This window comes from Bacteroides sp. AM44-19 (genome assembly GCF_003603395.1).
Classification (GTDB): Bacteria; Bacteroidota; Bacteroidia; order Bacteroidales; family Bacteroidaceae; genus Bacteroides; species Bacteroides uniformis.
On the sequence record NZ_QTNB01000024.1, the window covers coordinates 1 to 13,370 of the forward strand.

A 13,370-nucleotide genomic window follows, 5' to 3' on the forward strand; every position below is an offset into this window, starting at 1 on the left:
AATCCTAACTTCTTGCTAAAGAAGTATTTATTAAGCGACCATTCTGGGCGCACGGGCGTAGATTTGCGTAGTTTCTATGTTGGTGTGTCCCAGCATCTTGGACACCGTTTCAATGGGTACGCCCTTTGACAGCGTGGTGGTCGTGGCGAACGTGTGCCGGGCAAGGTGGAACGTCAGGTTCTTTTTAATACCGCATATATCGGCAATCTCTTTCAGGTAGGCGTTTAGCTTCTGATTGCTGATTACGGGAAGTATCTTGCCGTCCGGCAACTTGCCCTTGTACTTCTTCAAAATCATCTTGGGAATATCCAGCAGGGGGACATTCACGTCCGTGTTGGTCTTTACCCGCTTGGTGATTATCCAAAGGTTGCCGTCAAAGGACTTTTGGATATTCTCCTGCCGCAAGTTGGCGACATCGCTGTAAGCCAGACCGCAGAAACAGGAAAAGACGAACAAGTCCCTGACGTGTTCCAGCCGTTCGGAAACCATTTTCTTTTTAAGGATAATTTTAATCTCGTCCTCTGTCAGATAACCCCTGTCCACTTTCTCCAGCCGGATTTTGTAGCTGGCGAAAGGGTCGCCCACCAGTATGCCGTTGTTACGGGCGATGATGATGATACGCTTGAAGAACTGCATGAACTTGGCGGTGGTGTTGTAGCCGCACTTGCAGGCGGTACGCAAATACAACTCAAAATCGGTAATGAACATCGGGCTTATCTCCTTTATGGATATGTCCGATACGTTGTACTTGCTTTGGATAAATTCAGCGAGGTGGCGGCGGGTCACTTCATACTTGCGGTAGGTCGCTATCGTCTTGGATATGCCCACAAGCTGCTTCACATCGTCATTGTGCTTTTGGAACAATGAAAGGATTGTTTCGTGGCTCTCGCTGTGTCCCAAGAACTCGTTCTTCACTTTCTCGGCGGTCACGTAGTTGTCACGCCGCCGCATTTCGTGGTAAATGGTGTTCAGGGAAGAACGTATGTCGTCCAAAAGGGCGTTTATCCTCCCGGCATCCCTGCCTTTGGCTTTGCCCGCAGCCGTGTTCCAGTTGTCGGGCTGGATGCTCTGTTTCGTACTGAACTGGCAAAGTTTGCCGTCTATGGTGATGCGTGCCATAATCATAACCTCGCCGTTTTTCTTTTCAGAACCTTTCTTCAAATAAAAAAGAACCTTGAATGTCGATTTCATAACTCACTTTTTTTAGTTGCAAAATTAGTTTTTACCTCTCGTTTTCGAGTTATGCAGACTATGGACTAATCAAGTCATTATCAGGTCATTTGAGGACAAATCGTTACCGTTTTTGTCCGGCGGGGAATAGGTAACGATTTAGTAACGAAACTTTGTCTTTTACCGTACTTTTGAAGTCTTGGAAGCAGGACTTTCGGGCAATAAAAAAAGCCACAAATCATTGATTTGTAGCTTTTTGTCCGTTTGCTGACCATTTCTGTCCAGCACGTTCAGCGGAGAGAGGGGGATTCGAACCCCCGATACCCTTTAGGGGTATACACGCTTTCCAGGCGTGCCTCTTCAACCACTCGAGCACCTCTCCTTGTTCGGGGCGCAAAAGTAAGGGAAGTTTTTGGAATTACCAAATGTTCGGGCAAATAATATTAAAAGTCCGTTCAAGCAACCAATGCCGGAACGGACTTTCAACACTCAATAAAACATACTTATCATTACCGTGATCTGACTTCCCGTCTCATGAATATGACATACGAAAGAGCAAAACAGATGACAGTAGCTGCAATCAGTCCGGTGAGCTGCGGCCACACCACCAAAAGACTCTGTCCCAATGGCAGCGGACTGGGAATGGCCCCCTGAACCTGCTCCATAGTAAGCGGCCCCAAACTTCTGACGGAAGGCATCAGCAGCGTTGTGGTCGCCTCATTGAACAGTTCGCTAGGTGCCAGACGCATCAGACCGAGAATAAATTTCTGGTAACTGACTATCTGATAAGGAGATGCCAGCTGCGAAGGGCTCAATGCCTTGGCAACCAGATTGACAATCATCGTATAGAACACGCTGAAAAACAACCATACCGCCACCGAAGCCAATGCCGAGGTGGCCGCCTGACGGAAGCAAAGCGAAAACAGAATGGCCAGATTCAGCCAGAATGCCACATAGAACACACTGATTATGAGAAAGAATACAATCCTCCAAAATTCTTCTGCTGTGGGAGGAATGCCTATCGCTATCAACCCGCAGCCCATTACGAGGAATCCCAGTACAAACAGCATGATACCTATCACAATCAATGCAGCCACGAACTTGGCATTGATAATGCAATCACGATGAACAGGCTGTGACAGCATACGGCTCAACGTCCCCTTGTTCTGTTCCGAATTTATAGCATCGAATCCCAGCGCAATCCCCAACAACGGCCCCAGAAAGTTGATAAACTGCACAAAAGAAGGCAATGTGCCATCCGAGGCTGTGAATAACTTCAAGAAAAGGAACGAACCGTCCGGGTCATTGGGCTTGATGGCGGCACCTATGTTGGTAAGCGAGGTATAGAGTGAGCCCATGCACGTAAGCAAAATGATTCCCATCAAGATAATGAACCGCCAACTTTTCACATGGTCGGATATTTCCTTGTTGACGACTACCCGAAAAGGATAATTGACTTTATTCATGCCTTTCTCCTCCTTCCTCCATATAATGGTTATAAATATCAGACAATTCCTGATGCTTGTCCTTCAAATCAGACATATCAATCAAGGTGACCAGCTTCCCACTGTTGAACAGTCCCACGCGGTCGCAAACTTTCTGCACCTGGTCCAGGTGGTGGGAAGAGAACAAGACGGTCAGTCCCTCCTTCCGGCTCAACTGCCTAATGAGCTCGATGAACTCCTGAACACCGGCAGGGTCTATTCCCGAAGTAGGTTCATCCAGGATTATAATTTCCGGATTTTTGATAAGCACGTCTGCCAACCCCAATCGCTGGCGCATACCGCGCGAATATTTCCCGGTCTTCTTTTTCATCTGTCCGGCAAGCCCCACATGCTCCATCAGCTCCAGCGCCTTGACTTTCGCTTCGGCATCCGAAATGCCATTGAGACGCGCAGTATATATAAGGTTTTCCGAACCGGTCATGTCATCATAAAACCCCACATCTTCGGGCAGATAGCCTATTTTCCGCTTTACCTCGATAGGATGCCTGGTAGAGTCGATACCGCAAATCTCCACAGAGCCGGAAGTGGGTTCCGTCAGCCCCAGCATCATCAGGATGGTAGTTGACTTGCCGGCGCCGTTTGGCCCCAATAATCCGAAAATCTCCCCTTTACGAATAGTCAGGCAAATGCGGTCTACGGCAGTGAAGCGCCCATACTGCTTGGTCAAGTCTGTCAATGCAATCACTCGCTCGTCCATGCTCACCTCCTTCCATATTTACGGAACAGATAGCATACGGCACCTATGGCAACGATTATTATCAAAACGCCCACCCATCCCCATATCATCGGGGTTTTCACGGCAATGCGGAATTGGGCGTCTGTATTCACTTCAGGAGTTTTGGCCGTCATGGTAGCCACATAATCTCCGGGCAATGCCTTTTTGGATGCTTTCATGGTAGCTACGACATTGGCCGTTTCCCCCGCCTTCAGCATATCAATCTTCGAAGGCTCAAAAGACACTTCCCAGTCCACGGGCTTATTGGCAGAAAGCTGGATATCTTTCAACAATGAAGAACCGGTATTCCGAACCACCAACTCGATACGCTTCACATCTCCCGCTGTGATTTCGGTACTCAACAATCCTCTGGGCGTGGACAATTCCATCTCGTAGGAACCCGTGACAACAACTTCCAGCTCCAAGTCGGCAGAAGTCGTACCGGTAGCCGCACGTACCGGAATCTTGTAATTGCCGGCTTCCACATTGGCGGGAGGGACAATCTCTATACTCACATTCTGGCTACTGTTCGCTTCCACCTGGGCAGAAGTGGCCTGCTTATAGTTAGGCTTGAACACGACACTCCAGCCTCTGGGGGCATTGGCCATCAGCGCATACAGCTGCTGGTCGGCCGTCTGGTTTTTCAAAGTGGCATTGAAGGTAAAGGTGGACTTGGAATTGCCCTGCATATTGGGCTGGTCGGTAGTGAACTCGGTCTGGTAAGTTCCTTTCTGGGCCACGACCACCTCCAACGGCAGTTTGGTTTCTCCGGCAAATACTGTGAAATGATAACTTCCTTTATTTACTTTTAGAGGAACTTCCACTTTCAAATTGAACGTTTTCTTTTCCTTGGACAGTACAGAAAGCTGGCTGAGGGTCCAGCCGCCTGACTTGATTTCATGCTTCCAACTGCCCGGCAATCCGCTGACCGAGAGATTTGCATTTGTAACCCTGTCCGTGTTGTTAATCAAATCAATGCTGTAATCAATGGACGCTCCGGGCGTCACGGAAATTTTTGTGTAAGGAGTGTACAGAATTATGCTTCCAGATTCATCGGCATGTACACGATTTAAGGGAAAGGCTCCCAACAAAATAACTAACAATAAAATACAATTTGTTCTCATAGTCATAAAAAAGTTCTTATGGTTGTTTAATTATGAATATTTTCCAAATTTGTGTGTTGCAAAAATAAAAGATAGCTATATTAGTAGCTGTTAAAAGAAACAAAAGAATATAATTGCGGACACGATATACCCTGCGATGACCTGCTTTTCTTATCTTTGCGATTCCTATTGATACAAACGAATACCATACCGACATGAGAATCCCTGAAATACGCTTACAGAACCAGCAACTGTCCACTCCACTCTTCGGCCACCCGAAAGAACTGATCTCCTGGATGGGCGCCATGCAGGCACAAGACTATACAATGGTGAAATGGGCCGTAGGTATGCGGCTGAAGTCACCGGGAATTCAAGCCGTGGAAAAAGCCCTGCATCAAGGGGAAATACTGAGAACCCACGTAATGCGTCCCACATGGCACCTGGTAGCAGCAGAAGACATTCGTTGGATGCTGAAACTCTCTGCACAACGCATCAAATCCGCCAATGATTCTTATGCAAAAGGACATGGTCTGGAAATCACGGAACAGCAATATGACAGAAGCCATACCGTACTTGGGAATATCCTCAGCGGGAAGCGAAGCCTGACGAAACAAGAGATTGCGGAACATTTTGAACGTTCGGGACTGCTTGCAGACAACTACCACATGACCCGCTTTATGTCGCGTGCCGAAGTCGAAGGAATTGTGTGCAGCGGAGAATGCCATGGACGGCAACACACCTATGCCCTTCTGGACGAAAGAGTTCCACCTACCCCCGAACTGACGAAAGAAGAAGCGCTGGCCCGCCTGGCTACAGCCTATTTCCGCAGCCATGCCCCCGCTACCCTGCAAGACTTCTCCTGGTGGTCTGGTTTGCCTTTAACGGAAGCAAGGCAAGCCATTTCTCTGATAGAACCGGAACTGATGTCCGAACAATGGAACAGCCAGACATGGTACATCCATGACTCCTGCCGGACATCTGGAAAGGCGACCGGTAACCTGCACCTTCTTCCCTCCTACGACGAATACCTGATAGGATACAAGGACCGGACGGACGTCCTACCCAAAGAGGACTATTCCAAAGCTTTCACCAACAACGGATTGTTCTTTCCGGTACTTCTCTATAAGGGGCATGTAGTAGGAAATTGGAACAAGGCGTCCAAGAAAAAAGAAATCTTCCCGGAGCATTCGCTTTTCCGGAAAGACATCTGCCTGAAAGAGGAGTTGCTGAACCAGGCTAAAGAAAAGTACGTCCGGTTCCTAACACATTAAAGGCGGTCATCGAAGATTTTCATTGAAGAATCTCTCTATTTTGCCGAATGGAATTACCTCTATATTGTCATACAAGTCTACATGGTTTGCACCGGGAATAATCAGCAGTTCCTTATTATCACCCTGCAACTTTTTAAAAGCATCTTCACTGAAATAACGTGAATGGGCCTTCTCACCGTGCAGCATCAACACTGCACTACGGATTTCATCACTATATGAAAGGATAGGCATATTGATGAACGAAAGCGGTGAAGTCTTGTTCCATCCGTGGTTAGAGTTGAGTGACCGCTTATGATAGCCGCGCGGTGTTTTATAATAGGCATGGTAGTCCTTCACAAATTGTGGAGCATCGGCAGGCAACGGGTCTACTACACCTCCTCCAAGAGCAAATGTACCGTTTCTATAATCCTCCGTACGCTGAGCATTAAGCTGGCGCCGCAATTCATGCCGTGCATCGGCATTCATAGAATCGAAATAACCATTAGCATTGACCCGGCTCATGTCGTACATGGTTACCGTAACTGTAGCCTTGATGCGAGTATCGATAGCCGCTGCATTAAGCGCCATGCCTCCCCATCCACAAATACCGAGAATGCCGATGCGCTCTGCATCTACATCGTCACGGGTGGAAAGATAATCGACCGCTGCACTGAAATCTTCCGTATTGATGTCCGGCGAAGCCACATAACGGGGCTGGCCGCTACTTTCTCCCGTATAGGATGGATCGAAAGCAATCGTCAGGAATCCACGTTCTGCCAATGTCTGCGCATACAAGCCCGAAGCTTGTTCCTTCACGGCACCAAATGGGCCACTGATGGCAATGGCAGGCAATTTACCCGTCACATTCTTGGGTACATACAAATCGGCGGCAAGTGTAATGCCGTAACGGTTGTGGAAAGTTATCTTTTTATGGTCTACTTTATCACTCTGTGGGAATGTCTTGTCCCACTCTTGAGTCAGATTCAAATTCTCTTCCATAAATTTATTATCATTATTAGGATTATTTTCTGTTGCAGACAAATGTCCTGCAGCACAAAGGCTAATAACCATCGCCGCACATATGTTTTTTACCATGTTCTTCATCTCTACTTCTTTAAGTTTCGGTTGGAAATTCATTTCTTAATCCATTGCTTGACAGTTTCCCGGCTCGCTCCATTCAGCAGCCTGCCTTTTCCCCAGTTTATGCCGGGGTAATTCGTCTGCAATTCCTTTTCTGCATTAGAAATACTGCTGCTTCCCGAAGTGGCGAATGGAATAACCGTTTTACCTGCAAAATCACCGCTTTCTATAAATGTATTGATGATTCTTGGAGCCAAATTCCACCAAATAGGAAAACCTATATAAATGGTATCATACTCCGCGAGACTTCCCAATTTAGAATACAATGCAGGACGTGATTTGGAATCCGACATCTCCACACTGCTGCGCGAAGCTTTGTCGTGCCAGTCCAAATCAGCAGCCGTGTACTTTTTCGCAGGCTGTATTTCGTAGAAGGTCCCATCAACAGCTTCTGCCACCAACTTGGCAGCCCTTGCCGTTGTTCCCGTTGCCGAGAAATAAGCTACCAGTGTCTTACCACCTTTTTTCTGTGCGTTAACAGTAATAGACAACAGCATAACTGCCATCATAAACAACACCAATCTTTTCATACGATATATTATTTAGTTGAAACATATAAATCCAATTGTTATAGCGATACAAAAGTAGCGGGTATTATTATTACATAGGTATCCAGATTACTGATTATATAACCCAAATTACTGATAGATGTCCGAGAAGAGAAATAAAAAATCCCGTAAAATCAAGGTTTTACGGGATTTGTCATACTTTGAATCCTTTTTGTCTTTGGAGCTCTGCGGAGAGACAGGGTACTGAACCCAAACGCCCAACCGCCTATAAATCAGTCTTTTATTTTCCAATATTTCAAATAGGTAACGAAACAGTAACGATTTTTATTAACGCTTTTGTCCGGCTTTGTCCGCTGTTTGTCTGCCTATCTCACGGGTTCAAAGATACAACTCTTTTCCGAATTACGCAAATGCCTGAATATAAATGTTTCCATGTAGGTGCAAGGTGCAAGCTATATATATAGATATATACTTGCACCTTGCACCTAAAAAATGTTTAATCTAAAAAATATCATCTGTTTTATTTTGCCAATTTAAAAATAGTTCGTAGTTTTGCGAACAACAAACAAGAAAGGAGATATAAAAGTGAAAACTAAGCAGTACACAGAGGAACAGGAACAGATGGCTCGTTTTGCTAAAGCTATGGGTCACCCGGCACGAATGGCAATTCTTAGTTTCTTAGCTAAACAAGAAAGTTGTTTCTTCGGAGATATTCACGAAGTACTACCCATTGCTAAAGCAACCGTTTCGCAGCATTTAAAAGAACTGAAAGATGCAGGGTTAATTCAGGGGGAAATAGAAACACCAAAAGTTCGGTATTGTATCAACCGAGAGAATTGGGAACTTGCCCGTAAATTATTTGCTGCATTTTTGGGTGATTGTAAATGTACGGGTACATCGTGCTGTGGATAACAGCACCTTTTTTTGAGAATAATGTTCGTAGTTCTACGAATTACGATTGGTATATTAACTTTATAATTGAATAGAAAATGGAAATCAAAGTATTAGGAACTGGGTGTTCAAGCTGTAAGGCATTGTACGAAACCACAAAACAAGCTATTTCAGAACTGGGCTGCGATGCAACTCTAATTAAGGAAGAAGATTTATTAAAAATCATGGAGTATAATATTTTAAGTCTCCCGGCTTTGGTTATTGATGGTAAAGTCATATCTGCCGGAAAAAGATTATCCTTATCAGAAGTGAAAGAATTGATAACTAAATAAATTATTTACTATGAAGAAGTTATTTTATCTACTGATTGCAACAATCGTTTTAATTTCCTGTGGTAATGGTTCAAAGAATAAAACAGAAACCAGCATAGCAAAAGAAAATCAAACTAACCGTGTTGAAGTTCTATATTTTCACGGTGCGCAACGTTGCATAACCTGCCGGGCAATAGAAGCCAATACGGTAGCTCTTTTAGATAGCCTTTATTCCAAAGAACAGGCGGACGGTAAAATCATCTTCAAGGTGATAGATATATCCAAAAAGGAAAATGAGCAAATTGCAGATAAATACGAAGTTACATGGTCGTCTTTGTTTGTGAATGGCTGGAAAGACAGTAAAGAGAATGTAAATAACATGACGGAGTTTAGTTTCTCCAATGCAAGAAATGAACCGGATAAATTTAAAGAGGGAATAAAAAACAAGATTGACGAATTACTAAAAACATTGTAAGATGGACTTTCTTCAATCACTATTAGACAATAGTTCTATTCCTGCTATTACAGCCTTTATCTTAGGGACTTTAACGGCAGTTAGCCCTTGTCCTTTGGCTACTAATATAACGGCAATAGGATTTATCAGTAAGGATATAGAGAACCATCACCGTATATTTATAAACGGATTGCTTTATACATTCGGCAGAATAGTAACTTATACAGCACTTGGTTTCATTCTTATTCCTATTCTTCGTGAGGGTGCAAGTATGTTCATGGTTCAAAAGGCAGTCAGTAAATACGGTGAAATGTTGATTGCTCCGGTTTTAATTATTATCGGAATATTCATGCTTGATATTATAAAACTGAATATACCAAAAGTCAATATTGGCGGAGAGGGTCTAAAGAAGAAAACAAAAGGCAGTTGGGGAGCTATGTTATTAGGAGTTTTATTTGCTCTCGCCTTTTGTCCTACAAGTGGGGTTTTCTATTTCGGTATGCTTATGCCCTTGGCAGCAGCAGAAACAGGCGGGTATCTTTTACCTGTAATTTATGCTATTGCTACGGGACTACCTGTAATCCTTGTTGCTTGGATATTGGCGTACAGTGTTGCCGGATTAGGCAAGTTTTATAACAGAGTACAAATCTTTGAAAAATGGTTTCGCAAAATTGTTGCCATCCTCTTTATTGCGATAGGAATTTATTATGCGGTCATTCTTTATCTATAAACAAACAATGTATTAATTAAAATAAAAGACAGTATGAAAACAATAGAAATTTTTGACCCGGCAATGTGTTGCCCTACGGGTTTGTGTGGAACTAATATTAATCCTGAATTAATGAGGATAGCCGTTGTTATCGAAACATTGAAAAGACAGGGTGTTGTTGTTACCCGTCATAATTTGCGGGACGAACCGCAAGTTTATGTAAGTAACAAGACTGTAAACCAATATCTTCAAAAGAATGGTGCAGAAGCACTGCCTATTACTTTGGTGGATGGTGAAATTGCAGTTTCTAAAGATTATCCCACAACTAAACAAATGAGTGAATGGACAGGAATTAATTTAGACTTGATGCCCGTTAAATAATCGTTGAACAAATTAATATACAGAATAATGAAAGCATTTAATTTATCCGATATAGAACTAACAAAATACTTATTCTTCACAGGAAAAGGTGGAGTAGGAAAAACCTCTATTGCTTGCGCTACGGCAGTGGGATTAGCTGATAAAGGGGAGAAAATTCTTCTTATCAGTACAGACCCGGCTTCTAACCTGCAAGATGTTTTCAATCAAACCCTAAACGGACATGGTACAGCTATTTCAGAAGTACCGGGGCTGACGGTCGTAAACCTTGACCCTGAACAGGCAGCAGCAGAGTACAGGGAAAGTGTGATTGCACCTTTTAGAGGACAATTACCTGAAAGCGTTATTCAAAATATGGAAGAACAACTTTCAGGCTCTTGTACGGTAGAAATCGCTGCCTTTAATGAGTTTTCAGACTTTATCACCGATGCTGATAAAGCGAAGGAATACGACCACATTATTTTTGATACAGCACCTACCGGACACACATTGCGAATGTTGCAGCTTCCATCGGCATGGAGTACATTTATTAGTGAAAGTACACATGGCGCATCTTGTTTAGGACAATTATCAGGCTTGGAAGAAAGGAAAGGTATCTATAAACAGGCGGTTGATACATTGTCTGATACAAGCGCAACCCGGTTAGTATTGGTAAGCCGTCCTGAAATAGCACCGTTGAAAGAAGCTGCCCGTTCTTCGCATGAATTACAACTATTGGGAATTAAAAATCAGCTATTGGTGATAAATGGTGTTTTACAGCAATTAGATGAAGCAGACAATGTTTCACAACAACTGTATAACAGGCAGCAAAAGGCGTTACAAAGTATGCCTATTGCATTATCTGAATATCCCATGTATAGCGTTCCTCTGCGTTCTTACAATTTATCCAATATTGCCAATATCCGCCGTATGCTATACAGTGATAGTATTACGAATGAAATTCGTTATCAGCCGATAACTGATAGCAAAAGTATAGATGAATTGGTAAATGACCTCTATACTTCCGGTAAACGAGTAGTGTTCACAATGGGAAAAGGTGGCGTAGGAAAAACGACCTTAGCCACAGAAATAGCCTTGAAATTAACAAAGCTCGGTGCAAAGGTTCATCTTACCACTACTGACCCGGCAAATCACCTGAACTATGATTTTGCCATCAAATCAGGTATTACGGTAAGCCATATAGACGAAGCGGAAGTGCTGGAAAAATACAAGAATGAAGTTCGTAGCAAAGCTGCCGAAACCATGACTGCCGAAGATATGGAATATATAGAGGAAGATTTACGTTCACCATGTACGCAAGAAATCGCCGTATTTAAGGCTTTTGCTGAAATTGTAGATAAAGCGGAGAATGAAATCGTAGTGATTGATACTGCACCAACAGGACATACTTTGTTGCTTTTGGATGCTACCCAAAGCTATCACAAAGAAGTAGAACGTACACAGGGAGAAGTAACCGGAGCAGTAGCCAATTTATTACCCCGTTTACGCAATCCACAGGAAACGGAAGTAGTAATAGTCACTTTACCCGAAGCAACACCTGTTTTTGAAGCAGAACGCCTACAAATGGATTTGCAGCGTGCCGGGATTAACAACAAATGGTGGGTAGTAAATGCCTGTTTGTCATTGACAAATACAGCAAATTCATTTTTGCAAGCAAAAGCGCAAAGTGAATTGACTTGGATTAAGAAAGTAGAAGAATTGTCAAAGGGCAATACTGCCCTGATTGAATGGAAAAACTTATAAGAATATGAAGATTTTAATCCTTTGCACTGGTAACAGTTGCCGTAGCCAAATGGCACACGGTTTCTTACAGTCATTCGATAAAAACATGGATGTCTTTTCAGCAGGAACAAAACCTGCTGAAAAGGTTAATCCGATGGCGGTAAAAGTTATGTCTGAAACAGGAATAGACCTTACCAACCATACCCCTAAAAACGTTAGCCTGTATTTAGGGCACGAATGGGACTATGTGATAACGGTATGTGGCGGCGCAAATGAAAGCTGCCCTATGTTTACAGGCAAGGTAAAAAACAGATTGCACATTGGATTTGACGACCCATCAGAAGCGACCGGGACACCGGAGTTTATAAATAGTGAATTTCTTCGGGTACGGGATGAAATAAGAATGCGTTTCTATGATTTTTACCTGCAAGAATTAAAACCGCAATTAAAATAAAGGGCAGTCATTATGGAAAAGAAACAAGGAATTGGATTTTTTGAAAGATACCTGACTATTTGGGTAGCCTTGTGTATCGTTATCGGGATAGCCATCGGACAATATCTTCCGGCAATACCGCAAACATTGAGCAAATTTGAATATGCCAACGTGTCTATACCTGTGGCTATCCTGATTTGGTTAATGATATATCCCATGATGCTGAAAGTAGATTTTCAGAGCATCAAGAACGTAGGCAAACGTCCGAAAGGGATTGTCATTACTTGTGTGACGAACTGGGTAATAAAGCCATTCACCATGTTTGGAATAGCTTATCTATTCTTCTACGTTATTTTCAAGTCATTAATCCCTGCCGGATTAGCCGAAGAATATTTAGCTGGGGCAGTTCTGTTAGGTGCTGCACCCTGTACGGCGATGGTGTTTGTATGGAGTCATTTAACCAAAGGGGATGCAGCTTACACATTGGTGCAAGTGGCAGTCAATGATTTAATAATATTGGTTGCTTTCGCTCCTATCGTTGCGTTTTTGTTGGGTGTCGGTGGCGTTTCTATCCCGTGGGACACGCTTATACTCTCGGTCGTACTGTTTGTTGTCATTCCACTTTCTGCCGGAATAGTAACCCGTGTAACGGTTATCCGGCGAAAAGGAATAGACTATTTCAATACCGTCTTTGTCCGCAAGTTCGATAACTATACGGTTGGCGGATTGCTATTAACGCTTATCATCCTGTTTTCGTTTCAGGGGGAAACGATACTGAACAATCCGTTACATATTGTCTTGATTGCCGTCCCGCTTGTCCTGCAAACGGTTCTGATATTCTTTGTTGCCTACGGTTGGGCAAAGTGGTGGAAGTTACCCCACAATGTCGCCGCACCTGCCGGAATGATTGGTGCGAGTAACTTCTTTGAGTTGGCGGTGGCGGTGGCTATTTCTCTTTTCGGCTTACAGTCCGGTGCTGCACTGGCTACCGTAGTAGGCGTATTGGTTGAAGTTCCAGTAATGCTTATGTTAGTAAAAATAGCCAATAATACAAGAAGTTGGTTTCCTAAAGTAAAATAA

The 13,370-nt window shown here is 43.6% G+C and carries 14 protein-coding genes, 1 tRNA gene and 1 pseudogene; 9 read left to right on the forward strand and 7 right to left on the reverse strand.

Annotated elements, in window-relative coordinates:
* Positions 1-51 precede the first annotated feature (51 nt).
* The 5 genes and pseudogenes from DW947_RS19560 to DW947_RS19580 form a co-directional block, all read right to left on the reverse strand.
* Positions 52-1,191 (reverse strand): annotated as a pseudogene (locus tag DW947_RS19560) (site-specific integrase); the annotation flags it as partial.
* Between the two features lie 273 nt (positions 1,192-1,464).
* A tRNA-Ser gene (locus DW947_RS19565) sits at positions 1,465-1,552 on the reverse strand.
* A gap of 127 nt (positions 1,553-1,679) precedes the next feature.
* Positions 1,680-2,636 (reverse strand): ABC transporter permease, encoded by a 957-nt coding sequence (locus tag DW947_RS19570; RefSeq protein ID WP_005831677.1) that lies wholly within the window; start codon positions 2,634-2,636, stop codon positions 1,680-1,682.
* On the reverse strand, positions 2,629-3,372 hold the full coding sequence (locus DW947_RS19575; protein ID WP_005831681.1) for an ABC transporter ATP-binding protein: 744 nt from the start codon (positions 3,370-3,372) through the stop codon (positions 2,629-2,631). The genes DW947_RS19570 and DW947_RS19575 overlap by 8 nt, the downstream gene beginning before the upstream one ends.
* Positions 3,373-3,374: 2 nt before the next feature.
* Positions 3,375-4,520 carry an NEW3 domain-containing protein gene (locus DW947_RS19580; RefSeq protein WP_005831683.1) on the reverse strand — a complete coding sequence of 382 codons (1,146 nt, stop codon included), beginning with the start codon at positions 4,518-4,520 and terminating at the stop codon, positions 3,375-3,377.
* 188 nt (positions 4,521-4,708) lie between these two features.
* Here DW947_RS19580 and DW947_RS19590 point away from each other — a divergent pair, with 188 nt between their 5' ends.
* Positions 4,709-5,764: a winged helix DNA-binding domain-containing protein gene (locus tag DW947_RS19590; RefSeq protein WP_005831685.1), complete on the forward strand. Its 1,056-nt coding sequence runs from the start codon at positions 4,709-4,711 to the stop codon at positions 5,762-5,764.
* Positions 5,765-5,770: 6 nt separating this feature from the next.
* Here the strand turns inward: DW947_RS19590 and DW947_RS19595 are convergent, their stop codons facing one another.
* The gene (locus tag DW947_RS19595) at positions 5,771-6,847 is read right to left on the reverse strand and encodes an alpha/beta hydrolase (RefSeq protein ID WP_008664986.1); all 1,077 of its coding nucleotides are present in this window, start codon (positions 6,845-6,847) and stop codon (positions 5,771-5,773) included.
* 29 nt (positions 6,848-6,876) lie between these two features.
* Entirely contained in the window at positions 6,877-7,413 is a 537-nt protein-coding gene (locus tag DW947_RS19600; RefSeq protein ID WP_005831687.1) for a flavodoxin, read from the reverse strand.
* Between the two features lie 564 nt (positions 7,414-7,977).
* On the opposite strand from DW947_RS19600, the gene DW947_RS19605 reads away from it, so the two are divergent.
* The 8 genes from DW947_RS19605 (at position 7,978) to arsB (ending at position 13,370) form a co-directional block, all read left to right on the forward strand.
* Positions 7,978-8,304, forward strand: coding sequence for an ArsR/SmtB family transcription factor (locus DW947_RS19605; protein WP_118195647.1), 327 nt, complete (start codon positions 7,978-7,980; stop codon positions 8,302-8,304).
* Between the two features lie 77 nt (positions 8,305-8,381).
* Positions 8,382-8,615: a thioredoxin family protein gene (locus tag DW947_RS19610; RefSeq protein WP_004292400.1), complete on the forward strand. Its 234-nt coding sequence runs from the start codon at positions 8,382-8,384 to the stop codon at positions 8,613-8,615.
* 10 nt (positions 8,616-8,625) lie between these two features.
* Complete coding sequence (locus DW947_RS19615; protein WP_004292399.1) at positions 8,626-9,069, forward strand: nitrophenyl compound nitroreductase subunit ArsF family protein; 444 nt, start codon at positions 8,626-8,628, stop codon at positions 9,067-9,069.
* Position 9,070: 1 nt separating this feature from the next.
* On the forward strand, positions 9,071-9,778 hold the full coding sequence (locus DW947_RS19620; protein WP_011107126.1) for an aromatic aminobenezylarsenical efflux permease ArsG family transporter: 708 nt from the start codon (positions 9,071-9,073) through the stop codon (positions 9,776-9,778).
* 33 nt (positions 9,779-9,811) lie between these two features.
* The gene (gene arsD / locus DW947_RS19625; RefSeq protein WP_011107125.1) at positions 9,812-10,138 is read left to right on the forward strand and encodes an arsenite efflux transporter metallochaperone ArsD; all 327 of its coding nucleotides are present in this window, start codon (positions 9,812-9,814) and stop codon (positions 10,136-10,138) included.
* Positions 10,139-10,165: 27 nt separating this feature from the next.
* Positions 10,166-11,878 (forward strand): arsenical pump-driving ATPase, encoded by a 1,713-nt coding sequence (arsA, locus tag DW947_RS19630; protein ID WP_011107124.1) that lies wholly within the window; start codon positions 10,166-10,168, stop codon positions 11,876-11,878.
* A gap of 4 nt (positions 11,879-11,882) precedes the next feature.
* Entirely contained in the window at positions 11,883-12,311 is a 429-nt protein-coding gene (locus DW947_RS19635) for an arsenate reductase ArsC (protein WP_011107123.1), read from the forward strand.
* A 12-nt stretch (positions 12,312-12,323) separates the two neighbouring features.
* Complete coding sequence (gene arsB, locus DW947_RS19640) at positions 12,324-13,370, forward strand: ACR3 family arsenite efflux transporter (protein ID WP_011107122.1); 1,047 nt, start codon at positions 12,324-12,326, stop codon at positions 13,368-13,370.